Source organism: Pseudoalteromonas sp. T1lg122, from assembly GCF_002964825.1.
GTDB lineage: Bacteria > Pseudomonadota > Gammaproteobacteria > Enterobacterales > Alteromonadaceae > Pseudoalteromonas > Pseudoalteromonas gelatinilytica.
Genome location: NZ_PQCG01000032.1, coordinates 554,662 through 578,065 on the forward strand (window position 1 = coordinate 554,662; position 23,404 = coordinate 578,065).

Genomic DNA, 23,404 nt, shown 5'->3' on the forward strand with positions numbered 1-23,404 from the left:
CAACCTACGAAGCTAGGTTCTAGGTTCTACAAGCTACTCCCCTAGCGCCTAGAGTCTAGGGCCTGCGATTTATACTCGGTTTCGCTGCGCTCTACCCAACCTACAAAGCGCATCATCTGCAAGTGTAGGAGTGCTAGCAAGGCAGTGAGTTTATTTATGCCAAGGAGCATACGTGTTTTGTATGTGACTTAGGCTAAATAAACTCATTAACGCAGCTAAAGCGAAATACACGAAGCTGATTACATTTGCTCCATTACTTCGATACCTAGCAGGTCCAATCCTGATTTCAATGTCTTCGCAACCAAATTACACAGTACTAAACGGCTGTCACGAACACTTGGCTCTACGCCTTCTTTTAGAACTGGGCATGCTTCGTAGAACGTCATGTATAGGCTTGCTAGTTCGTATAGGTATCCACATAATACGTGCGGTGTCGCTTCGCTGATCATTAGATCCAGTACTTCTTCTAGCTGAAGAAGTTTAAGCGCCAGCGCTTTTTCTTGTGGCTCGTTGATTGCAACGTCAGCTGTTAATGACGCTGCATCGATACCTGATTTACGGAAAATACTGCGAACACGCGTGTATGCATATTGTAAGTAAGGCGCTGTCGCACCTTCAAAGCTCAGCATTGTGTCCCAGTTGAAGATATAATCGCTAGTACGGTGCTTAGAAAGATCCGCATATTTCACTGCGCCAATACCTACTTTACGGGCAATTTCGCTACGCTCTTCGTCGCTTAAATCTGACTCACGCTCAGCAAGTTTAGCTGCTGCACGAGTGATTGATTCTTCAAGTAAATCAGCAAGTTTAACCGTACCGCCAGTACGAGTTTTGAATGGCTTACCGTCTTCACCCATCATGGTGCCGAATGGGCAGAATTCATAACTTGTTTCATCACGTAATAAACCTGCTTTACGTGCTGTTAGCTCAACTTGATTGAAGTGTAAGCTTTGACGTGCATCTACAAAGATTAGGATACGATCAGCACCTAGTTTATTTGAACGGTAATCACAGGCCGCTAAGTCAGTCGTCGCGTATAAGAAACCACCACCTGATTTCTGTACGATAAACACTGAAGGCTCGCCGTCTTTGTTAGCAAGCTCATCTAAAAACACCACTTGTGCGCCATCAGATTCAACAGCAATGTTTTTGTCTTTTAATAGTGCGATGATGTTTGCAAGTTCACTGTTGTATGCACTTTCAGCCATGATGTCATCTGCTGTAAGTGTTACGTTTAGACGCTTGTAAACTTCTTCAGAGTGCTTTACAGAAGTCGCGATGAATAACTTCCACAGTTTTTCACAGTGTGCATCGCCACCTTGTAATTTAACAACGTAATCACGCGCTTTATCAGCAAACCCTTCTTCATCATCAAAGCGTTTTTTCGCATCACGGTAGAAGGTTTCAAGGTCAGCAAGCGCCACTTTGTCTAAATCAACACCTTGATTGATTTGATCTTCTAAGTGCGCGATTAACATACCAAACTGAGTACCCCAGTCACCCATGTGGTTTTGACGAACAACTTCATCACCACGGAACTCAAGGGCACGAACAACCGCATCACCAATGATGGTTGAACGTAAGTGACCTACGTGCATTTCTTTAGCAAGGTTAGGTGATGAGTAATCAACAACCACTTTTTGCGCCGTTGCATGTGGTGCAACAGCCAGCTTTTCGTCTTCGTTTGCCGCTTTTAAGCTTGCAGATAAAAACTCAGGCTTTAAGTGAATATTGATAAAACCTGGGCCTGCGATTTCAGTTTTTTCTGCGATATCAGCAAGGTCTAGGTTATCGATAATTTTTTGTGCTAGTTCACGCGGGTTTGATTTTAATTTTTTAGCCGCGCCCATTGCACCATTGATTTGGTAATCACCAAACTGCGGACGTGTGCTTTGCGTTACCGCTGGATTTGTATCTTCTGGTAATCCTGCTGCAACCATTGCAGCAATTGCTTTTTCGATTAAAAGAGTACGAATATTCATTGTAATTTTTACCTTTATGGCCCGCTATGCGGGCACTTAAATTTGAAGCAGACTTAGCGTATTAGTTTTCGCGTGTGTGGTTAAACTTGATATCTGGATAGCGCTCCATCGATAAGTTTAGATTTACACGGCTTGGCGCGATATAAGTAAGGTTATCACCACCATCAAGCGCTAAGTTGCTTTCGCACTTACGCTTAAACTCTTCGAATTTTTTCGCATCATCACAGTGTACCCAGCGTGCTGTATTTACACTGACACCTCGTAAATCGCATCTACGTTGTATTCTGCTTTTAAACGCGCAACAACCACATCAAACTGTAGTACACCGACCGCACCAACGATAAGGTCGTTATTAATAAGTGGTCTAAATACTTGCACAGCACCTTCTTCAGATAGCTGAACTAAGCCTTTTAACAATTGCTTTTGTTTTAAAGGATCTTTTAAGCGAATACGGCGGAATAATTCTGGTGCGAAGTTAGGAATACCACCAAACTTCATTTTTTCGCCTTGTGTAAAGGTATCACCAATTTGAATTGTACCGTGGTTGTGTAAACCAATGATGTCACCCGCGTACGCATCTTGCGCTCGCTCACGATCACCAGCCATAAAGGTTACCGCATCAGAAATACTGACTTGCTTACCAATACGCACATGGCTCATTTTCATACCTTGGCTATATTTGCCAGATACAATACGCATAAAGGCAATACGGTCACGGTGTTTAGGGTCCATGTTCGCTTGGATTTTAAATACAAAGCCAGAGAAGTTCTCTTCTGTTGCTGCTACTTGGCGGTCTTCTGTTTCGCGAGGTAATGGCGCAGGTGCCCACTCAGTTAAACCATCAAGAACATGGTCCACACCAAAGTTACCAAGTGCTGTACCAAAATACACCGGTGATAGCTCGCCCGCTAAAAACAGATCTAAGTCAAATTCGTGTGATGCACCGACAACTAGCTCAAGTTCTTCACGCAACTGCTCAGCAAGTTCGCTACCAATTGCAGTATCAAGCTCAGGATTATCTAAGCCTTTAATAACACGCACTTCTTGGATTGTGTGGCCTTGACCTGTGCTATACAAAATCGTTTCTTCACGGTGAATGTGATACACACCTTTAAACTCTTTACCACACCCAATCGGCCAAGTGATTGGCGCACAGGCGATGTTAAGCTCAGTCTCAACTTCGTCTAATAACTCCATTGGATCACGAATATCACGGTCACACTTATTCATGAAAGTTACGATAGGCGTAGTACGTAAGCGTGTTACTTCCATTAATTTACGGGTACGATCCTCAACACCTTTCGCCGCGTCGATAACCATTAGACACGAGTCAACCGCCGTTAATGTACGGTAAGTATCTTCAGAGAAGTCTTCGTGTCCTGGAGTATCAAGTAAATTAACCAGACGCTCATTGTAAGGAAATTGCATAACAGACGTAGTTACCGAGATGCCACGTTCTTTTTCCATTTCCATCCAGTCTGATTTTGCGTGCTGGTTTGAGCCACGACCCTTTACGGTACCCGCTTTTTGAATCGCTTGTCCGAATAACAGAACTTTTTCTGTAATGGTGGTTTTACCCGCATCCGGGTGCGAGATGATCGCAAAGGTGCGTCGTTTATTAATTTCGGTAGTTAAATTAGACATGTAAGCTGCTTTTAGTCATAACAAAGCGCACTTAACTGCCTTATAAATTATAAAGCTCGGTGCGCACTGTAAAAATAAAATAGAATTGCCGAGTATTATACCTTGTTTGTCTTAGCCAAAAAAGCAGCGATTGTAAGTAATTATTCACCTTTGCTTTGCTATTTTCGTTGTTCACTTTTTTGCTAAGCTTGTGTAATCAAGTTGTAACGCATACTATTGATAAATTGCACGGAGGGATATCAATTTAGGTCATGAAAACCAGTAAGCTCAGTATTCGATTATTATGGTATATCACACCATTAGTGATCTTACCTTTGTTGTTTTTAGGTGGCTTTACGTTAACCAATGTGACAAATTCAACAAAAAAACAAGCTGAGCTAATTGTCAGTCGCTTTGTTGAGCAGCAACAGCAAAAAATCTTCAATTACATTGACTCATTTCATTCGATTACTCGGTTACTTTCGACCTCTCCGGTATTGGCAGACTTTTTAGCCCGCGAACCCGAATCAAAAAATCAATATATTGAGCGCCTTGGCGAGTTGATGAATGTATTCGCCAGCTATTCAGAAGCTTACCCTGATATTGTAAGCATCAACTATGTTGCCCCAGATGGTAAAAGCGATGCGTTTTATTCAAGTCAATTAACCCCAGCTCCCGACAGCTACCCGTTTTTTGATCAAGTGCTGCAATCAAATTTGCGTCAACAGCAATTTATGATCCCCAAAGAAGATGGCTCAACTAGCCTGTACTTTGTGCACCCCATTTATAATATCGATTACTACTTAAAACAGCCGCAGCAGCTAGGGTTTATTGTTGTTCATGTTGAACCATCAATACTAAACGCCAGCATTTTAGAAGCGCCATTTAATAACACCTTAAATTTGTTTTTGACCACTAAGGGGCAGATTTTATTTAGCTCAGACTATGACTTACGTGGCAGCTATTTAAGTGAATATGAGCTAGAACAAATTAAGCGGTTGGCTGATTACGGCAAACTAGCCAGTATTGAACTGTCGAGTATCGACAAAGAAGAGCGCATTATCTACGCGGTACAAATGACCGACGGTGATTACTTTATCTCAACCACTCCCAAAGATTTGCTATATCAATCAGGTAAAGCCATCAGCTTAATTACTGCGTTAATTGTAATTATCTCTGTGATTTCACTGCCTATTTTGATCTACATAGTGGTGCGCAACTTACTCCTCACCCCAGTCGAATTATTAGGGGCTGCAAGCCATCGGGTGGGTGATGGTGATTTATCTGTGTACTTGCCAGCCCATACAAACGATGAAGTAGGCGTGCTTTTCAACGACTTTAACCACATGGTGAACCAAATTCGTCATTACCAAGACGAGCTTGAGGAATATAAGCATCACCTAGAAGAAAAAGTAGAAAGCCGTACCAAAGCGCTCGAAGCAATGAATAGCAAGCTAGAAGTGGCCATTGCCCAAGCTGAGCAAGCCAACCAACTGAAAAGCCGCTTTTTAGCGAATATGAGTCATGAAATTCGCACCCCACTAACCGCAATTATGGGCTTTACAGAGCAGCTCCTGCACAACAAAGATGCGGTGAATGATGAGCAGCATTTAAGTACTATTTTACGTAATTCTAAGCACTTACTTGAGCTTATTAATAACATTCTTGATTTATCAAAAATTGAGGCTGAAAAACTGGCTGTTGAACGCGGCCCATGCAATGTGGTGCAGCTTATTCATGATATTGATTCGATTATTCGCCCGCTGGCTAATGAAAAGCAACTGGCGTTTAATATTAACTACCAGCTGCCAGTACCCAAAACCATTAATAGCGATACCACACGTTTAAAACAAATTTTAATCAATATTGCCAGCAACGCAGTTAAGTTCACTGAGAAAGGCAGCATCTCAATCGATATAAGTTACAACAGCAATAAACAACATTTAGAATTTGCGATTCAAGATACCGGTATTGGTATGTCAGAGCGTGAGGTTGAACGGGTGTTCAAACCGTTTGAACAAGCCGATGCGACGACCACTCGCCGCTTCGGTGGTACAGGCCTTGGCTTGTGTATATCGAAGAACTTAGCCCAGTTGCTAGGCGGTGATGTGCAACTTATTAGCGAACCTGGAAACGGCAGTTGTTTTACCGTCCAAGTTGCTGCTCATTTAAATGCCGAGCAGTTACAAAATGAGGGCTTTATTCATAGCTATGAGCAGCTCTCACCAAGTAAAGACGTTCAGCTGTCATTCGCAGCGAATAGCTTTGATGCCAATATTCTGGTAGCCGAAGATAACCCAGATAACCAGTTACTGATCAAACTACTGTTACAAACTTGGGGGCTTGAGCCAGACATTGCCAAAAATGGGGCTGAAGCAGTAGAAATGGCATTGGTAAATGATTATCAGCTGATCATCATGGATATGCAGATGCCTGTCATGGGCGGCTTAGAAGCAACGCAAATGTTACGTCACGCAGCCTATGATGGCCCTATCATTGCGCTTACGGCCAATGTAATGAAAACCGATGTCGATACCTACATAGAGGCTGGCTGTGATGAAGCACTCGCCAAACCAATCGACAAAGATGCTCTAGAGCAAGTGCTTGTAAGCTACCTACACATTGAAAAAGACAGTCAAAACAAGTGGGAAAACTTACTAAAAAGTGAAAAGTTCCAACAAATTAACGACAACTACCGTTCAAAACTACCTGATTACTTATCTCAAGTTGTGCAGTTGTATCGTGCTAAAGAGTGGGAAGCACTCCGCTCATTGGCGCACAGTCTAAAAGGCAGTGCGGGGTGTTTTAGTTTTGAAGCAATTCATAAGACCGCAGGCCAACTTGAAAATGCATTACGCAGTAATCAAACAGAGCAAGTTGAACAATGTTACAACGCACTTATCGATGCCCTTGAAGAGGCATCTTAAAGGGAAAAGCTCATCCCCATTAAAATAGCGTCTTCGTTGCCTGTCGCGGTTGGGTAATAGTTCTTACGCACCGACATATGTGAAAAGCCAGCGCTTTCATACAGGCCAATAGCGGGTGCATTTGATTCACGCACTTCTAAGAAGAGATTTTCAGCTTGGTGCTGCTCGCCATGCTCAATAAAGGCATTTAACAATCGCTTAGCAATGCCCTGCCCTTGATACTTAGGCGCAACACAAATATCCATTAAGGTGTAATCCGGGCCCGCTTGTTCACCGATATAAAACCCAAGCATGTCATCGCCTTGAAAAGCAGCCAGGTTAAAGTAACGCCCAGCTAAACACGACAGCATGGTTTTCTCTGTCCACGGGTGACTATGGCAGGCGTTTTCAATAGCCATTAACTGGCTAATATAGCTTGCATCTACAGGTTTAAAGCTTATCAAGTTGCTCACCGATTAAAGACCAAAGTTGTTTTTTCTGTTCACTATTAAGCTTCTCGCTAGGTAAAGCTAAACAGCCCTGTTGCCAACTAATACTTGCTGCTTTTACGATTTGAGTGATCACTAACGGCGCAAACGCTTTTTCGAGATCTTGGTGAAACTGTAACGGTAGCGTGAGGGTTTCTTGTTGAGTGTTTGGCATCTGTTCGCCAGAAATATCAGGCGCAGTTCGATAGTGTTGATTTAACTCTAAAGATTGTACAGAGAATATCGCAGCGTAACTTGGATTCATAACAACTCAATCATGATTAAGAGCAAGTAATATAGGGAGATTTGCGATTAAAGTAAAGAAGGAAGAAATGGCAGGGGCGGAGAGATTCGAACTCCCAACCGTCGGTTTTGGAGACCGCTGTTCTACCAATTGGAACTACGCCCCTGCAATGTCGTCGAATTATATAGAGCTTTTTTCAAAGGTAAAGTAAAAAAACACAGTTTTTAGTTTAACTGCTTCTTAAATAAACAAAACGGCGAATTAGCAAGCTAATTCGCCGTTTTTGTACCAATTCAGGTCAGAATAATAAAATTATTCCCACTCGATTGTTGCCGGTGGCTTACCTGAAATATCGTAAACAACACGTGAGATACCATCGATTTCGTTGATGATACGGTTTGAAACCACACCTAAGAATTCATAAGGTAAGTGTGACCAACGTGCCGTCATAAAGTCGATTGTTTCTACACAACGTAGTGATACAACCCAGTCGTATTTACGTGCATCACCCATTACACCTACCGATTTAACTGGTAAGAATACAGTGAATGCTTGGCTTACTTTATGGTAAAGCTCAGCTTTGTGTAGCTCTTCGATGAAGATTGCATCTGCGCGACGTAGTAAATCACAGTACTCTTTCTTGATTTCACCAAGTACACGAACACCTAAACCAGGACCCGGGAATGGGTGACGGTAAAGCATGTCGTAAGGTAGGCCAAGCTCAAGACCAATTTTACGTACTTCATCTTTAAATAGCTCACGTAATGGCTCAACAAGACCCATTTTCATGTCGTCTGGTAAACCACCAACGTTGTGGTGAGACTTGATTACGTGCGCTTTACCTGTTGCTGATGCAGCAGATTCGATTACGTCTGGGTAGATAGTACCTTGACCTAACCATTTAGCATTTTTCAGCTTTTTAGCTTGCTCATCGAATACTTTAATGAACGTATGACCAATCGCTTTACGCTTATCTTCTGGGTCTGATTTACCAGCTAAGTCAGCTAAGAATTGATCTTCAGCATCAACCTTAACAATGTTTAGGCCAAACTTGTTGCCAAACATGTCCATAACTTGCTGACCTTCGTTTAAACGAAGAAGACCGTTATCAACGAATACACACGTTAGCTTGTCGCCGATTGCACGGTGAATAAGCATAGCTACAACAGATGAATCAACACCACCTGATAAACCTAGGATAACTTCGTCATCACCCACTGTTTGCTTAATACGCTCAATAGCATCATCGATGATTTTAGCTGGTGTCCATAGCTTTTCACAGCCACAGATATCAATTGCAAAACGCTCAAGTAAACGTTGACCTTGATGAGTGTGAGTTACTTCTGGGTGGAACTGTACGCCGTAGAAACGCTTTTCTTCCCATGACATTGCCGCATGTGGACATGTTGATGTTTTAGCAGTTGTTTTGAAAGTCTCTGGTACTTCCATCACTTTATCGCCGTGGCTCATCCAAACGTCAAGTACGCCAGCACCGCCATCAGTAATGTGGTCTTCGATAGCATCGAATAACGCACAATTACCTACTTTCTCAACTTGCGCATAACCAAACTCTTTCTTATCAGAGCTGTGTACGCTACCACCCAGTTGCATTGCCATTGTTTGCATGCCGTAACAAATACCAAGTACTGGAACGCCTGCATTAAATACATACTCAGGAGCACGTGGGCTGTTTTCAAGTGTTGTAGACTCAGGGCCACCCGACAAAATAATACCTTGTGGATTAAATTCGCGGATTTGCTCTTCAGTTACATCCCATGCCCATAGCTCACAGTAAACACCAATCTCACGTATACGACGTGCGATTAACTGTGTGTATTGCGAACCAAAATCTAAAATGAGAATTCGTGAATCGTGAATGTCTTTGCTCATGGAGTATCTCGTTAGTCAGGAACTGCTCTCCCAAAGGGAGATGATAAATAAATTAGGGCTAGCAAAAGCTAGCCCATGTAATTTCAATACCTTAAGGTAATTAACCTAAGCGGTAGTTTGGCGCTTCTTTAGTGATCTGTACGTCGTGAACGTGTGACTCACCCATACCCGCTGAAGTAACGCGAACAAATTGAGGTTTAGTATTTAACTCTTCAATTGTTGCACAGCCTGTTAAGCCCATTGCACTGCGAAGACCGCCCACTTGTTGGTGAATGATTGTCGCGATAGGACCTTTATAAGCAACACGGCCTTCGATACCTTCAGGAACAAGCTTGTCTGCTTCGTTCGATTTTTGGAAGTAACGGTCTGATGAACCTTCTTTTTGGTTCATAGCGCCAAGGCTACCCATACCACGGTAAGACTTGTAGTAACGACCTTGGTATAGCTCAACTTCACCCGGTGCTTCTTCAGTACCCGCTAACATTGAACCCACCATTACACATGATGCACCGGCAACAAGTGCTTTTACGATGTCACCTGAGAAACGAATACCACCGTCAGCGATAACAGGAATATCGCGGCCTTTTAAGCCTTCAACTGCGTCAGAAATCGCTGTAATTTGTGGTACACCACAACCTGTTACGATACGAGTAGTACAGATAGAACCTGGGCCAATACCTACCTTAACAGCGTCAACACCCGCATCAGCAAGGGCAATCGCACCTTCAGCTGTTGCAACGTTACCTGCTACGATTTGTAGATCTGGGTATGCTTGACGTGTTTGAGCAACACGGTCGATTACACCTTGTGAGTGACCATGTGATGTATCGATAAGTAATACGTCAACACCTGCTTCAACTAGAGCTGCGATACGCTCGTCAGTACCAGGACCAACACCAACAGCGGCACCTACACGAAGACGACCTTGCTCATCTTTACATGCGTGTGGCTTGTCTTGTGCTTTTTGATAATCTTTTACAGTGATCATGCCTTTTAGTTTAAATGCATCATCAACAACAAGAATTTTTTCAATACGGTGCTCGTGCATTAGACCTAAGATCTCATCACGGTCTGCACCTTCTTTAACAGTTACTAACGAATCTTTTTTCGTCATCACTGTAGAAACAGGCTGCTCAAGTTTCGTTTCAAAACGCATATCACGGCTTGTAACAATACCTACAAGGTTATTGTCAGCGTCGGTTACTGGGAAACCTGAAAAACCTTTTTCTTCTGAAAGTGCGATAGCATCAGCAATTGTAAGATCCGCAGTCACAGTAACAGGGAAAGAAACAATGCCCGCTTCGTACGTTTTAACTTTACGTACGTTTTTAGCTTGCTCTTCAATTGTCATGTTTTTGTGGATGAAACCTAAACCGCCCTCTTGCGCTAGAGCAATCGCTAAGCGTGCTTCAGTTACAGTATCCATAGATGCTGAAACTAGCGGCAAGTTAAGATTGATACCACGCGTTAAGCGAGTTGAAATATTTGCCGTGTGTGGCAAAACAGTAGAATGACCTGGTACAAGTAGTACGTCGTCAAAGGTAAGAGCTTCTTTAGCGATTCTTAGCATAGTGCAACTTCTCACATGTGGATCTGAGTATAAGGAATTGCGGCCAAATTTTATCAGCGTTATGAGCACGAGTAAATAAAATTATTCATTTATTTGTGTTAAAGTACACAGAGAATTTTTTACTGGGGTTTTTAATGGCTTTTACGCACTCAACACAGCCTGTTTATACGGTCTCGCGCCTAAATAAGGAAATTCGCCATGTTTTAGAACAAGGCTTCTCATCGCTTATCTTAAATGGCGAAATTTCTAACTTTATAGCCCCAGCATCAGGACACTGGTACTTCACGTTAAAAGACGACCGAGCTCAAGTAAAAGCGGCGATGTGGCGCGGCAATAATCGCGGCCAAACTTTTCGCCCGAGCAATGGTGCACAAGTAACCGTGCGTGCCCGCGTATCTTTGTATGAACCTCGTGGTGATTATCAACTAATTGTTGAACACATGGCCCCTGCGGGTGAAGGTTTACTAAAACAAGAATTTGATGCACTTAAAATGCGCTTAGCTGCCGAAGGCCTATTTAGCTCAGCCCACAAAAAACCATTACCAACTAATATTAACCGTGTTGGGGTGATCACCTCAGCCACAGGAGCGGCTATTCGCGATATTCTGACGGTGCTTAAACGCCGTGCACCGCAGCTTGAAGTCGTGATTTACCCAGCAATGGTGCAAGGCGCAGATGCCCACAGCCAATTAATAGAAAAAATAAACATCGCCAACCAGCGTAACGAAGTAGATGTGCTCATACTAGGACGCGGTGGTGGTTCACTTGAAGATTTATGGTGTTTTAACCATGAGCAACTAGCCCGCGCTATTTTTGCCAGTCACTTACCCATCGTTAGCGCCGTTGGTCACGAGGTCGATACCACGATTAGTGATTATGTCGCCGATATTCGCGCCGCAACCCCTTCTGCAGCCGCAGAACTTGTTAGCCCAAATACCGAGGAGCTATATAACAAGGTTACGCAGTTAGTTAGGCACTTAAATCACGCCTTTAAACACGCTTTAGCAGTAAAGCGCAGTACCGCGACTCAATTTGAACACCGCTTACAGCTTTGCCATCCGCGCAATCAACTTAACCAACAAACGCAAAAACTAGATGAACTTAGTTTGGCCTTACACAGCGCAATGCGTGGCAAAATCCAGCGATATGAGCGAGCACTTGCCAACCTAACACCACGCTTAATGCAACGCTCACCCGAAAAGCAGCTAGCGAAAAGCGAGCATCAACTGGCGCAATTACATGCAAGGCTTACACAAGCGATGCAGCAGCAACTTTCAAGTTCTCGAAACCAGCTTTCATTACAAGCGAGCCGTTTAGATTCTGTGAGCCCTCTCAGTGTGTTAGCGCGTGGTTATAGTATTACTAAAAACCAGCTCGGTGGCGTGGTGAAATCAGTTAACGATGTAAGCTCTGGTGAGCTTATAACCACCGAGCTTGCTGATGGTCAACTACAATCAAAAGTTGTTTGATATCTTTGATATCACTGCGTGCTTGCGATGATTGTTAGACTATCGTCACTTGAGGTGGTGGAGGTAAATTTAAATTGCTTCCACCAGCTTTGTTCCATCATTTTATCGGTCATGTTGCGCCAATAATGACTTGGCAAGTCATCAACACCCTCTGGTTGTAATAGCTTAAACTGACACACCGAGCTTTTGCATGAAGAAACACTCAGCTGTGGTTGCACAGGTAAATCTGCCATGATTAAAAAATCACTCATGGCTGTTTCCACTTGATAAGCCCACGCCTCATCGCGAGATTGCTCTTCTAACAAGGTATAAAGTTCATCTAGATGTGAGTCGATTTGCTGTGGAGGTATCGCACTTGAACGGTAACTGGCAATCACCGCTTGTTGGTTTTGAACTTGCAACTTTAGCTCTGCGACTTGTTGCTCAAGCTCGCTTTTGCTAACAGCTGCTGAACTATCTGAATTAATTTCAACAACTTGTTTATTAATAACAGGCGCTATAGCAGTGGCTTGCTGCTCTGGTGCTTGAGCTATTTGTTCTTCAACAAATTGTTGCTGATAAGTGTGTGGCTGTTGTGGAGTAGATTGAAAAAGTGACATAGCGACAGCGCCACATATAAATGACGCTGTAACAGCTAATCCGAAGAATAATTTAGACAATTCCATTGCTCTTTTATCGTGTAAAACTACAACATAGCACTGGTGTGAGAGGCATTACTAGCGGTAGTCGTACCATCGTCTAAAAAGTTTTGGTTCATGCTTTCTGCTGGACAGGGACAGCTCGGTTTGCCGACCACTTTAGCAGGTACCCCAACCACTGTCGTGTGCGCTGGAACCGCACTTAACACGACAGAGTTTGCACCAATACGCGCACCCTCTCCTACTTCGATGTTACCCAGTACTTTAGCACCTGCGCCAATCAAAACACCGGCGCGAATTTTAGGGTGGCGGTCACCTTGCTCATTACCTGTACCACCTAAGGTTACAGATTGTAGAATCGATACGTTATCTTCAATAACCGCTGTTTCACCAATTACAATCCCAGTTGCATGGTCAAACATAATACCATGACCAACTTTACAAGCAGGATGGATGTCAACGCCAAATACTTCTGAGGTTCTGCTCTGAATGAAGCGAGCAAGCTCTTTTCGGTTTTGCAGCCATAAGCAGTGTGCGAGTCGATGTGCTTGTATTGCATGGAAGCCTTTAAGATTCAAAATTACAGTTAAATAACTATCGGCCGCAGGGTCACGATCTTTAACTGCTTTTATATCATGGGCTACATGCGTCAGCATTAGGTCACATTTAACAAAGGCTTGGTCGAATAATTCTCGAATAGTAAATGCCGATACTACTGCATCAGCAAGTTTATTTGCCACAATAAAGCTGAGCGCCGATCCTAAGCATTCATGATTCAACACACACGAATAAACGTGACTTGCTAAAAGCGGTTCACGGGAAACGACTTCGTTTGCTTCATCTCGAAGCTTTTGCCAAATTTCATGACGCATAATATTGCCTTTCTAGTTGTACCTAACTGCTAAGCCTTAAGTTTAACGGATTTGTAGCAAGATGTACTAACCCGTTGTTTATTTGTTCTGGTTATATCTAATAACCAGAACAACAAACGTCTTCTTTACTGATTCATAGGCGCTTTTTAGGCAAACTCATATGACAGTAACAAATTAAGATGATAGGCGAGCTATTTAATTAAAGTGCTTATTTTTCAATAACAAGACAGATATGACATCTTGTTTGTCATATGCCAAAATAGGCACTGACATATCGCTGACGGCGTAAAAAACAAAAATAATCATTAAATTTACATCATCAACTTAACAAGGAAACGATGATGAAAAACGACGTACTAAACTCACATAAGCTAGGCAATAAATTTTACTTTCAAGATGGTGATAACCAAATCGCCTGCTTTGGTCACATCATGAGCGGTAAAGAAAAAATATATGTAAACGACGAATTGGTGAGTGAAAAGCGCAGCTTTGGCTTTAAAAGCAATCATGACTTTAACTACCAAGGTAATGCTTATACAGTCAAATTCGAGATGCAAAATATACTCACAGGCAAGGTTGAATGTTCGTTTTATAAAGCCGGTAAATTAGTAAAACAGAGTACTCAAACCTCACTTACTGATAATCCAAAACAAGTGGCTTTGGTTACCTTAGGCTGTTTTCTTGGTGGCGCAATATCGGGTTACGCTGTCGTTACTTTTATTGAACCATTTCTTGGGAAGTAAGTAATGCAACTGAACCCCAATACAATAAAAGCACTTAGGCTTAAATTCGATTGGACGCAGCAGCAACTGGCCGATGCCTGTGATGTAAGCCTACGTACCATTCAACGAGTTGAAAAAGAGGGTGCGGCATCAAAAGAAACCACCATGAGCCTATGTGCAGTGTTTGAAGTACGCCAAGGTGAACTCATTAAGCTCGATGACGAAGTATCAGAACAAAGCACAACACATGCAGTGAGTAAGCAGAATCTCGCTGCCATCGTAGCCGCTTCTTCGTTTGTCAGTTTTGCCCTTGGTATGGCAACGGTATTTGTTATTTTTTAGGAGTGAAAGATGACCAAAGAACAACGCGGCCACGCCACACTGTTCGGCTTTGTAATAGCAACCATGCTATTTGCGCTAGCAGTTAAAATTGGCGCAATGCTTTAGTATTTCCAAGCATATAAATAAAATATAACTGTCAGAACTGAGCGTTGAGCTAGGTGCTGGCAGTTTTTACATATCAGCACCTACAAATATCTGTAGATATCTACTTTCAAATAGCCAAGCTATAAATAAAAGACAACACCTTATTAATTGTTATTTATACAAACCACGGTGAAAACCCAGCATTTATTGCTAATCTTAAAGAAGTGGCAATGGCTAGGAACGAATGTGGTTGAATCAAAAGAGTTTCTAAAATCAATACTCGATACGATCTCTGAGCATATTGTGGTGATTAATGATTCGGGTGATATCAAGTTTGTAAATCGTAGTTGGCAGACCTTTGGCGATGAGAATAATTGCCAGTGTAACACCCAATGGGAAGATCAAAACTACCTTGCTATTTGCAAATCAGCCGCAGTCCATGGCGATGAATTTGGTGCAAAAGCCTACACCGGAATAAACCAAGTTATCAATCAACAACTCACCGAATTTTACCTTGAATACCCATGCCATAGTGATACCGAAAGCCGCTGGTTCATGATGCGCGCAGTGCCTTTAAAACTTGGCACAACAGGTTATGTTGTGATCAGCCACTTAAATATTACCGAACGTAAAATCGCCGAGCAGCAAGTACGAGAACTTGCTCGTATCGATGGTCTCACGCAAATAGCTAACCGACGTCATTTTGACGATTTCTATGAGCAAGAGTGGAGTCGCTGCGCACGTTTAAAGCACCCCTTGTCGTTAGCGATGATCGACCTTGATAACTTTAAGTCTCTTAATGACAACTTTGGTCATCTGGTGGGTGATATTTGCTTAAAAGAAGTGGCAAAACTATTACCAGATTATACTCGCAGACCTGGTGACTTGTGCGCTAGATACGGCGGTGAAGAATTTGTACTGGTACTCGGTAATACGCAAAGCCATCAAGCACAAAAACTCGTGACGCGTTTTATGGCAGCGCTGAATACGCTTCAATTACCAGAGCTTGCCGGTCATCCCTTGACGGTTAGTATTGGTTTAGCAACTATTTACCCAAGTAGCAATGATGATGCCATGTTACTCATTGAAATGGCTGATAGCGCGCTTTATCAAGCAAAAGAAGCGGGTCGAAACCAACTTGTGCTTGCTGATAACATCGAACCATTAAACATAGAACAATGCCCCTAATTAGGGGCATTGATTGGAGTCTATTAATCCAGTTATTACTGAAATACTTTTTCGACATCAAGTACTGCGATATTTTTTGCAGGTATTGCAAGTTTATAGTCAGCAATGACTTTATCCTCAGCAACAAGTTCTGCTGGTTTTTCAGCGTTATACACCATAGGTGATGTTTGCTCTGAGGCTAGACGTGTTTGCATGTCTTTGCCATCACCAGTAATAAACACATAGTGAATATTCTCTGTTTGCAAGTTATCGCGAATAACACGGTTAACATCATCAAGGGTTAGCTTTTCAAGCTTGCCGCGCACATAGTCAACAAAGCTCTCTGTGTTATAGAACTCACTATCAAGCGCATAGCCTAACTGGCGATCTTGGCTTGCAACCATTTGTGGCACAAAGTTAATTAAGAAGTTACGAGTCGCTTCAAAATCTTCTTTACTGATGCCATTTTTAATCAGCTTATCAAGCTCGAATAATGCCGTACGCGTTGCGAAGTGCGCATCGTTATTTGAACGAAGCGGTCGTAACCACACTTGGAAAATTTGCTCTGAACGACCTAAGTTAGCATCAGGTTTAGTTTGGAACATACCACGCGGGAAGTACTCAATATATGCATAGTCACCATAGTTCATACCACGGGTTTGACGAATACGCTGATACAAGAAGCTGTTTGAGCTGCGGTGTTCGCCAAAGTAAGAACGCACTAGCCAAAGCGCTGTCCAGTCATCGCTACTACGAATTGTATCGATTGGGAAACCAAATGACACAGCGGTAGATTGCGCTGATTTTTCAACAATCGTTGCATGATGACCTTTAAGTTCTGGCGCATCAGGGATCGTTAAGCGGCTTTCTTTACCTTGCGGAAGCGATGTTAAATCTTTTAGCATAGTCGATTTAACATCACCCGGGATCGCACCAATTAGACCCACGGTTAACTTAGATTGAGTAAACTGGTTAGCATAAAACGCTTTTACATCGTCAAGTGTCAGTGCTTCAAGATCTGATAAATCACCATAGTTATAGCTTTCATACGGATGGCCTTTATAAAACTGATGATATAGCACTTCTTTACCTAGCTCTTCGTCATTTGACGCTTTCAGACCTGCTTTAATGCTATCAATAAGCTCTTTTTTCAGGCGTTTAAAATCATCTTCTCTAAAGCCAGGGTTTAACAACTGGTCGCTAACAAGTGCATACCACTTCGCAGCATTATCTTTATGTACACGACCACGTAAAGAAATCATCTCTTTATCGATTTGATAGCCAAAGCTTCCCGCCAGTGGGTATAGCGCTTTTTGAATATCTTTGTAGCTCATGGTTTCTGAGCCACCTTGCGCTAGCATTGCAGCTGTGAGTGCCGCTAAGCCTTTTTTGCCTTGTGGATCAGCCGCTGCACCGGTATTGAATAACCAGTTCACATCAACTAATGGTGAGCTATTGGTTTTATCAAGTACTTTAAAATGACGCTCTGTTGGGGCTTGCTCGATACTGGCAACCAAGGCATTTAAATCAACTTCTTGCTCAAAACCCGCCACTTTATCAAGCGCCGACATTGTCACCGTGGTACGGCTAGGATCAACAAAGTACTTGTTTGCTACCGCTTTGATATCTTCTGGCGTGATACTATCAGCCGTGGCGTACAGTTGGTTAATCACCTCTGGGTCGCGCTCAAAATGCATGTAACTTGCAAGTGTTGAAGCAATTGACTGTGATGAATCTAAGCCATTAATGAAGCTGTATTTTAAGTTAGATTTTAAATCCGCTAACTTTTGTGCATCAACTAACTCAGTACGTGCTTGTGCATAAGTACGGTAAATCGCATCACGGGCTTTAGCAAGGTCCGCTTCGTTTTCGACTTTTACAAACACATGTAATAAACCCGGATCTTTAGTATCTGGGTTATAGGTAAACATTTGACTGGCAATTTGTTTATCAACAACAAGCTCTTGATAAAGTGCCGAGTTGTTAGAGAAATACAGCTGCGAGATCAAATCAAGGGCTGCACGGTCTTTTTGAGTAGGATCCCATGCCGTGCCTTTGTAAGACACAAGCAACCAGTGACCTGGTAAACCATCATTTTTCTCATGGATGTATTTTGCTGCTTGTTGTTTTGGTTCAACAGGAATATCTGCTTGGTAATTCCCTTTTTTCCAATTACCCCAATGCTTTTTCACCATTGCCATGGTTTCTTGTGGATCAACATCACCAACAATGACTAAAGATACATACTCAGGCTTATAAAATTTAGCGAAAAACTCTTTACCGTACGCCATTTGATCAGGCATGGCTTCAATGTCTTCAAAAAAGCCCATAGTGGTGTGCTTATACGTATGCTTTTCGAATGCTTCGTTACGAACGGCAGAAAGTAACTTGCGAATTGGGCTGGCATTATTCTTTAAATATTCACCTTTTACAGTCAGCGCTTCGGTGCGGAACTGCTCTTCGCTGTAAGTCAGGTTTTGGAAAATATCAGCTTCGATTTCAAGTACTTTATCTAAATGCTCTTTTGAAAAGTTTAAGTGGTAGTTAGTGTAATCATTGGTTGTGTATGCACGATTATCAACACCTGAGTTCTTTAAAATATCTGAATACACATCTTGCGGAAATTTTTCAGAGCCTTTAAACATCATATGCTCAAAGAAGTGTGCAAAACCGGTTTTACCTGCTTCAACTTCATTACGTGAACCAACCGATACCGGAATCTGCAGTGATACGACATCAGGGTAATCAGTTTTTACTACCATCACGCGAAGGCCATTTTCAAGCTCTTCTAATAGGTAATCTTGGCTAAATACACGGCTATCGTCTTGGCTTACTAGCTGCTCAATTTCGACTTCTTTAACCATGGTTGACTGTGAATTACTTGCGCAGCCACTCAGCGCCAATGTTACAGCAACACTGGTTGCTAATAATCTAAATTTCATAATGTTCCCTTGTTAGTTATTTTTCTCATCTTCATTGCTGCTTGATTATGCATCAAAGTGCCAGAAAATATGAGGGTCAGCGCAATTATTTATGTAAACAGGTGTGTCAATTTAGCGAAACGCCCAGCATTCAACTTGAGTAAAATTCATAGTGATTGAAAAACTTTCAAGAAAAAAATCTATCTAGACGTCTAAATGGCTGCTATATTGTTTGTCATAGACATTAGCACGAGCTGGAATGAGGATTATGGCTTTATCATTACAAGAGAAAATTGAAGACACCAATCAAGGCGTCTACCTAATTGGTACCACACCGCCAAAGTCAGGTACTGATAAAGCACAGCTTGAGACCATTGCCCAAAAGCTACTTGGTCGTTTACACGAAATTGAATACGACGGTGTAATCATTTACGACATTCAAGATGAAAGTAGCCGTATTGCAAAGCCCCGTCCTTTTCCGTTTAAAGAGACTGTCGATCCTCGTGAATACAGTCAGTTACTACGCAGCTTGTCGCAACTTGATGTGATCACATATAAAAGCGTAGCTCAGCGTGGTGAAGCTGAATTTAGTGAGTGGTTAAATGAAACACGCAATGACTTTGAATTAAAAAATTTAGTGCTAGTAGGCAGTCCATCATCTGATGGTGACATCAAATTGAGCCTACCTGATGCGTATAAAGCTTTAGCAAAGCAAGACAATGATGTGTTTTTAGGTGGCGTTACTATTGCCGAGCGTCATGCCAGCAAACGCAATGAACATGAGCGTTTAGTTGAAAAAACAGCACAAGGTTGTAAGTTTTTCATCTCGCAAGCCGTTTACAATGCCCAAGCAACGATTGATTTGATCACTAGCTATGCGCGTAGCTGTAAAGCACAAGGCACAGCACCAAAACGCATTATTCTAACGTTTACCCCGTGTGGTGGTGAAAAGACCTTGGAATTTATGGAGTGGTTAGGTATTTCTGTACCAGAAGCGACTAAATACCGTATGTTAGATTCGGAAAACACCTTGAGTGAATCAGTGCGTATCTGCCGCGAAAATCTCGATTTAATTTTACAAAGCTGCGCGCATTTAGATTTACCGCTAGGTTTAAATATTGAGAGCTTAACCAACCGTAAAGAAGAAATTGATGCGTCAATTAACCTTTACCGTTTACTTAAAGCAACCATGGAGTTAAACCTAGCTGAGAAGCAAATAGCTTAACGTGCTGCCTTAGAGGCTTGCTTTTTCTCATACATATCTTCATCTGCTCGTTTTAATAGCTCAGCAAAGTTTTCTTTTGGCTGAGCTATTACCCCTGAGCCAATACTTAAACTCGTGACAGGAATGCCACGCTTCTCTAAATTCACTTGGAAAGTGGTATTGAGCTTATCAGCGATGCTGTCTATGCAATCACCGGGCTGAACTTGCAATAACGCAATAAACTCATCGCCCCCTAGGCGGCCGATAATATCGGTTTCACGTAGGCATTCTTTCATCGTGTCAGCTAAACAAATCAGTGCGAGATCGCCCACTTCATGACCATACGTATCATTGAGTGGTTTAAAACTGTTTATATCGATAAATAAACAACTAATATCAAAACCAAGACGTTTCGATATATTTAATTTATGTTGGCAAAGCAGGTCTATTGCACGGCGATTATAAATATTGGTCAGTGAATCAAGCATGGCAATTTCACGCATCTGCGTAAAGTTGTCTAACAGTGCAAGGTCATCTTCAACCATATCGCGAAGCTGCTCGATTAACTCTAAAAAGCTAGGTTGGTAATGGGTTTGTTTAAAATCCATAACGCAAAAGGTGCCAAACGGATCACCACTTGGCCAACTAATGGGCACCCCAAGATAAGACTCAAAGCCATCTTTTACCAGCGGGCTGTCATCCCATTGACTATCTTGGCTGGCATGATCAACATAGAGCGGTGCCATATCACGCAGTACTTTTTTGCAAAAAATATTATCGTCAGCGCTTAATTCAGCCCCTGCATCGTAAGGGTTTTCTTGCTGCTCACTGGAAACGATAATGCGATAGACATCATCTGTTTTATGAACGATGAAGCCTGCGGGAGCAGAAAACAGCTCGGTCATGAGATCAATTGTTTTCTGCCACTTTTCTAAGGAGAACTGTTTATCAGCGCGGCGGAACGTCCATTTATTCTCTTCTAACATACTAAACTCTCAACTTTAGCCGGAGGGTAGTATAAATATATGCCAGATTTAGGAACGTCTCCTACTTTTTTGCCCTAAAATACGTTTTTTATCACGAGAGCGACGTGCCTTATTCGTATTTTTACGAACTTGCTTTGGCTCTTTGGTTAAATCTGGCTCATAGCCTGGTAACCACTGCGGCGTGAGTCTTGTATCGAGTAAGATATCTATTTCGTCCAACAGCCACTGCTCATCGATGCTAACCAGCGACATTGCCATCCCTTTCTCACCAGCACGCCCTGTACGACCAATACGGTGTACGTAATCCTCAGCCACATAAGGCAGCTCATAGTTAATCACATACTTTAATGAGGCAATATCAAGACCACGCGCAGCAACATCCGTCGCTACCAGTACTCTTGTCGCACCTGATTTAAAATTTTGCAGTGCTTTATCGCGCGCACCTTGGCTCTTATCACCATGAATAGATTCGGTTTTTAAGCCGTCTTTACACATTTCTTTCGCAAGCACATCAGCGGTTTGCTTAGTGCGAGTGAATATCAATACTTGTTGCCAATTTTTCATGCCAATCATATGTGATACCAGCTCACGCTTACGGTCTTCATCAACCGCATAAACTAGCTGCTCAACTTCAACCGCTGCTGAGTTGCGTTTATTCACTTCAACTAGTTTAGGATCATTTAATAACTGCTTACTGAGTTTAAAGATGCTGTCGTCAAATGTGGCTGAAAAAAGTAAGGTTTGACGCTCTTTTGGCACATGGCGCAAGATACGTTTAATTTCGTCAATAAAGCCCATATCAAGCATGCGATCAGCTTCATCGAATACCAGCGCATTGATACTTGAAAGTTTAATACTGCCTTTGATCACATGATCAAGTAAGCGCCCAGGTGTTGCAACGACGACCTGCGCCCCTTTTATGGCTTTAATTTGTGGGCCAATACTGGCGCCGCCATAAGCCAGTGCTGCTTTTATTTCCGTATGCACAGCATAGCGCTCTACACTTGCAAATACTTGCTGAGCGAGCTCTCGGGTTGGTGTTAAAATTAGGACTTTGACAGCATCTGGAAGTACTTCAGCAGATAACAAATTGTGTAGTAGTGGTAAAACAAACGCGGCGGTTTTGCCCGTTCCCGTTTGTGCACTACCCATTACATCAGCACCCGCTAAAATAAGGGGGATTGTTTGCGCTTGAATTGCTGTAGGAGTGTGATAGTTCTCTTCTTGCAAGGCTGTTAGCAATGCAGGGGCAAGATTTAATTCTGAAAAGGTCGCTGCTGACATAGTCTGAAGTACATTTAGCTATAAAAGCGCTATTGTACGCGGAACATCAGCAACAAAAAAGGCGCAATAAGCGCCCTTTATACAATCTGTAATGACTACACCGGTTTAAGTGATTCTTTACGTTGATTATAAAAACTAATTAAGTCATCAACCGTTGCTTGGCAATAATCACGAATGCCAGATACAAGCATATGCTTTTCACCTGAACCTACTTTCTCACCATTTTCTAACAGATCAAAGCGAAGGGTAATTTTGCCGCGTTTGCCCGTAAACTCAAAATCAGGCTCAGCAAATTGTAATTCAGGTGCACTGATATCAAGGCGATCAAGGTTAATCAGCATTGATTCGTAAATCACCAATGGACGCGCTGGGTTGATCATCACATCCTGCTTACCCATCAATGGAATGATAACATGCGGGAAGGTCGTGCCAGAGAACTCAACATAGTTTTTGATTAAGCTATTTGTTAACTCAGGGCACTTGCTAACAGCGCCTTCACGTTTCACTTTTAACATGACTTTTTCGCCATCGGTGATCGCAAATTCATCAGCACCTTCAGGGAAAGTCAGCTTTGAATTTTCATCAACCATACCTGCAAACGTGAATTCCATTTTTTCACTGATGCCATAGCGGTTTAAAACCAGCGAAAAAAGTAAATCGCCCGGCACACAAAACTTTTTAGCATCTTTATCGTGTAACGGATTGAAATCATCAGCCACTAACTTGGCGAAACGACAGCCTTGTTCACGTGAGATAGAAACGTAATCAGCATGTTGCTGATAATAAGGACTTAACATAATTGTTCACTGCTTAAACTACTCATAACCTAACTATACTACCAGATAAAATGAAAATAGAGGTCGAATCTGTTAATTATTAATCACGTACTCAGCAAATGTTAAATTACATCAGCTAAAATAGTGGTTTCGATAGGGAAAATTTAAATTGTATCAATTTGTACGAAACAATTAACAAATAACCCAGAATAGTAAACACTTATGCCCGACTAAAA

17 protein-coding genes, 1 tRNA gene and 1 pseudogene are annotated in these 23,404 nt (G+C 42.3%); 6 read left to right on the top strand and 13 right to left on the bottom strand.

All coding sequences use genetic code 11. The annotated features are described in order from the left end of the window. Positions 1–239: 239 nt before the first annotated feature. The gene (gene argS, locus C2M33_RS14965; RefSeq protein ID WP_063703367.1) at positions 240–1,982 is read right to left on the bottom strand and encodes an arginine--tRNA ligase; all 1,743 of its coding nucleotides are present in this window, start codon (positions 1,980–1,982) and stop codon (positions 240–242) included. A gap of 61 nt (positions 1,983–2,043) precedes the next feature. After that, a pseudogene (gene prfC, locus C2M33_RS14970) lies at positions 2,044–3,626 on the bottom strand (peptide chain release factor 3). A 251-nt stretch (positions 3,627–3,877) separates the two neighbouring features. Between prfC and C2M33_RS14975 the strand changes: the two are divergent. Next, positions 3,878–6,532 (top strand): hybrid sensor histidine kinase/response regulator, encoded by a 2,655-nt coding sequence (locus C2M33_RS14975; RefSeq protein ID WP_063703363.1) that lies wholly within the window; start codon positions 3,878–3,880, stop codon positions 6,530–6,532. On the opposite strand, the gene rimI is transcribed toward C2M33_RS14975, so the two are convergent. From rimI to guaB, 5 genes are all read right to left on the bottom strand, one after another. Then, on the bottom strand, positions 6,529–6,975 hold the full coding sequence (gene rimI / locus C2M33_RS14980; protein WP_063703361.1) for a ribosomal protein S18-alanine N-acetyltransferase: 447 nt from the start codon (positions 6,973–6,975) through the stop codon (positions 6,529–6,531). The genes C2M33_RS14975 and rimI overlap by 4 nt on opposite strands. Continuing rightward, on the bottom strand, positions 6,962–7,264 hold the full coding sequence (locus C2M33_RS14985) for a hypothetical protein (RefSeq protein ID WP_063703359.1): 303 nt from the start codon (positions 7,262–7,264) through the stop codon (positions 6,962–6,964). The genes rimI and C2M33_RS14985 overlap by 14 nt, the downstream gene beginning before the upstream one ends. 68 nt (positions 7,265–7,332) lie before the next feature. Next, positions 7,333–7,409: transfer RNA gene (locus C2M33_RS14990), tRNA-Trp, on the bottom strand. Between the two features lie 146 nt (positions 7,410–7,555). Further along, the gene (guaA, locus tag C2M33_RS14995; RefSeq protein WP_063703357.1) at positions 7,556–9,133 is read right to left on the bottom strand and encodes a glutamine-hydrolyzing GMP synthase; all 1,578 of its coding nucleotides are present in this window, start codon (positions 9,131–9,133) and stop codon (positions 7,556–7,558) included. Between the two features lie 100 nt (positions 9,134–9,233). Continuing rightward, a complete protein-coding gene (gene guaB, locus C2M33_RS15000) occupies positions 9,234–10,703 on the bottom strand; it encodes an IMP dehydrogenase (RefSeq protein ID WP_105174811.1) in 1,470 nt (489 codons plus the stop codon). 134 nt (positions 10,704–10,837) lie between these two features. Here guaB and xseA point away from each other — a divergent pair, with 134 nt between their 5' ends. Then, the gene (gene xseA, locus C2M33_RS15005) at positions 10,838–12,172 is read left to right on the top strand and encodes an exodeoxyribonuclease VII large subunit (RefSeq protein ID WP_105174812.1); all 1,335 of its coding nucleotides are present in this window, start codon (positions 10,838–10,840) and stop codon (positions 12,170–12,172) included. Positions 12,173–12,183: 11 nt separating this feature from the next. On the opposite strand, the gene C2M33_RS15010 is transcribed toward xseA, so the two are convergent. Together C2M33_RS15010 and cysE are read right to left on the bottom strand one after the other, a co-directional pair. Beyond that, entirely contained in the window at positions 12,184–12,771 is a 588-nt protein-coding gene (locus tag C2M33_RS15010; RefSeq protein ID WP_063703350.1) for a hypothetical protein, read from the bottom strand. Positions 12,772–12,857: 86 nt separating this feature from the next. Beyond that, a complete protein-coding gene (gene cysE / locus C2M33_RS15015) occupies positions 12,858–13,682 on the bottom strand; it encodes a serine O-acetyltransferase (protein WP_063703348.1) in 825 nt (274 codons plus the stop codon). A gap of 341 nt (positions 13,683–14,023) precedes the next feature. On the opposite strand from cysE, the gene C2M33_RS15020 reads away from it, so the two are divergent. The 3 genes from C2M33_RS15020 to C2M33_RS15030 all read left to right on the top strand — a co-directional run bounded on the left by C2M33_RS15020 (position 14,024) and on the right by C2M33_RS15030 (position 16,018). Further along, positions 14,024–14,425 (top strand): hypothetical protein, encoded by a 402-nt coding sequence (locus tag C2M33_RS15020; RefSeq protein ID WP_171038318.1) that lies wholly within the window; start codon positions 14,024–14,026, stop codon positions 14,423–14,425. A gap of 3 nt (positions 14,426–14,428) precedes the next feature. Next, positions 14,429–14,746, top strand: a complete 318-nt coding sequence (locus C2M33_RS15025) for a helix-turn-helix transcriptional regulator (RefSeq protein WP_063527559.1) — start codon at positions 14,429–14,431, stop codon at positions 14,744–14,746. 330 nt (positions 14,747–15,076) lie between these two features. Further along, positions 15,077–16,018 (top strand): sensor domain-containing diguanylate cyclase, encoded by a 942-nt coding sequence (locus tag C2M33_RS15030; protein ID WP_063703344.1) that lies wholly within the window; start codon positions 15,077–15,079, stop codon positions 16,016–16,018. Positions 16,019–16,053: 35 nt separating this feature from the next. Here C2M33_RS15030 and C2M33_RS15035 read toward each other — a convergent pair whose 3' ends face one another. Next, entirely contained in the window at positions 16,054–18,939 is a 2,886-nt protein-coding gene (locus C2M33_RS15035; protein WP_105174813.1) for a M16 family metallopeptidase, read from the bottom strand. 247 nt (positions 18,940–19,186) lie between these two features. Between C2M33_RS15035 and C2M33_RS15040 the strand changes: the two genes are divergently transcribed. Continuing rightward, the gene (locus C2M33_RS15040) at positions 19,187–20,143 is read left to right on the top strand and encodes a methylenetetrahydrofolate reductase (protein ID WP_105174814.1); all 957 of its coding nucleotides are present in this window, start codon (positions 19,187–19,189) and stop codon (positions 20,141–20,143) included. Here the strand turns inward: C2M33_RS15040 and C2M33_RS15045 are convergent. The 3 genes from C2M33_RS15045 to C2M33_RS15055 all read right to left on the bottom strand — a co-directional run bounded on the left by C2M33_RS15045 (position 20,140) and on the right by C2M33_RS15055 (position 23,189). Next, the gene (locus C2M33_RS15045; RefSeq protein ID WP_063703337.1) at positions 20,140–21,108 is read right to left on the bottom strand and encodes a sensor domain-containing diguanylate cyclase; all 969 of its coding nucleotides are present in this window, start codon (positions 21,106–21,108) and stop codon (positions 20,140–20,142) included. The two genes, C2M33_RS15040 and C2M33_RS15045, sit on opposite strands and share 4 nt — an antisense overlap. A gap of 48 nt (positions 21,109–21,156) precedes the next feature. Next, a complete protein-coding gene (locus C2M33_RS15050; protein WP_063703334.1) occupies positions 21,157–22,392 on the bottom strand; it encodes a DEAD/DEAH box helicase in 1,236 nt (411 codons plus the stop codon). A 95-nt stretch (positions 22,393–22,487) separates the two neighbouring features. Further along, positions 22,488–23,189 carry a DUF3581 domain-containing protein gene (locus tag C2M33_RS15055; RefSeq protein WP_105174815.1) on the bottom strand — a complete coding sequence of 234 codons (702 nt, stop codon included), beginning with the start codon at positions 23,187–23,189 and terminating at the stop codon, positions 22,488–22,490. Positions 23,190–23,404: the final 215 nt, after the last annotated feature.

Coding starts and splice junctions, on each gene's coding strand:
- argS (WP_063703367.1), bottom strand. CDS start 1,982: ATGAATATTCGTACTCTTTTAATCGAAAAAGCAATTGCTGCAATGGTT.
- C2M33_RS14975 (WP_063703363.1), top strand. CDS start 3,878: ATGAAAACCAGTAAGCTCAGTATTCGATTATTATGGTATATCACACCA.
- C2M33_RS14985 (WP_063703359.1), bottom strand. CDS start 7,264: ATGAATCCAAGTTACGCTGCGATATTCTCTGTACAATCTTTAGAGTTA.
- guaA (WP_063703357.1), bottom strand. CDS start 9,133: ATGAGCAAAGACATTCACGATTCACGAATTCTCATTTTAGATTTTGGT.
- guaB (WP_105174811.1), bottom strand. CDS start 10,703: ATGCTAAGAATCGCTAAAGAAGCTCTTACCTTTGACGACGTACTACTT.
- xseA (WP_105174812.1), top strand. CDS start 10,838: ATGGCTTTTACGCACTCAACACAGCCTGTTTATACGGTCTCGCGCCTA.
- C2M33_RS15010 (WP_063703350.1), bottom strand. CDS start 12,771: ATGTCACTTTTTCAATCTACTCCACAACAGCCACACACTTATCAGCAA.
- cysE (WP_063703348.1), bottom strand. CDS start 13,682: ATGCGTCATGAAATTTGGCAAAAGCTTCGAGATGAAGCAAACGAAGTC.
- C2M33_RS15020 (WP_171038318.1), top strand. CDS start 14,024: ATGAAAAACGACGTACTAAACTCACATAAGCTAGGCAATAAATTTTAC.
- C2M33_RS15025 (WP_063527559.1), top strand. CDS start 14,429: ATGCAACTGAACCCCAATACAATAAAAGCACTTAGGCTTAAATTCGAT.
- C2M33_RS15035 (WP_105174813.1), bottom strand. CDS start 18,939: ATGAAATTTAGATTATTAGCAACCAGTGTTGCTGTAACATTGGCGCTG.
- C2M33_RS15040 (WP_105174814.1), top strand. CDS start 19,187: ATGGCTTTATCATTACAAGAGAAAATTGAAGACACCAATCAAGGCGTC.
- C2M33_RS15045 (WP_063703337.1), bottom strand. CDS start 21,108: ATGTTAGAAGAGAATAAATGGACGTTCCGCCGCGCTGATAAACAGTTC.
- C2M33_RS15050 (WP_063703334.1), bottom strand. CDS start 22,392: ATGTCAGCAGCGACCTTTTCAGAATTAAATCTTGCCCCTGCATTGCTA.
- C2M33_RS15055 (WP_105174815.1), bottom strand. CDS start 23,189: ATGTTAAGTCCTTATTATCAGCAACATGCTGATTACGTTTCTATCTCA.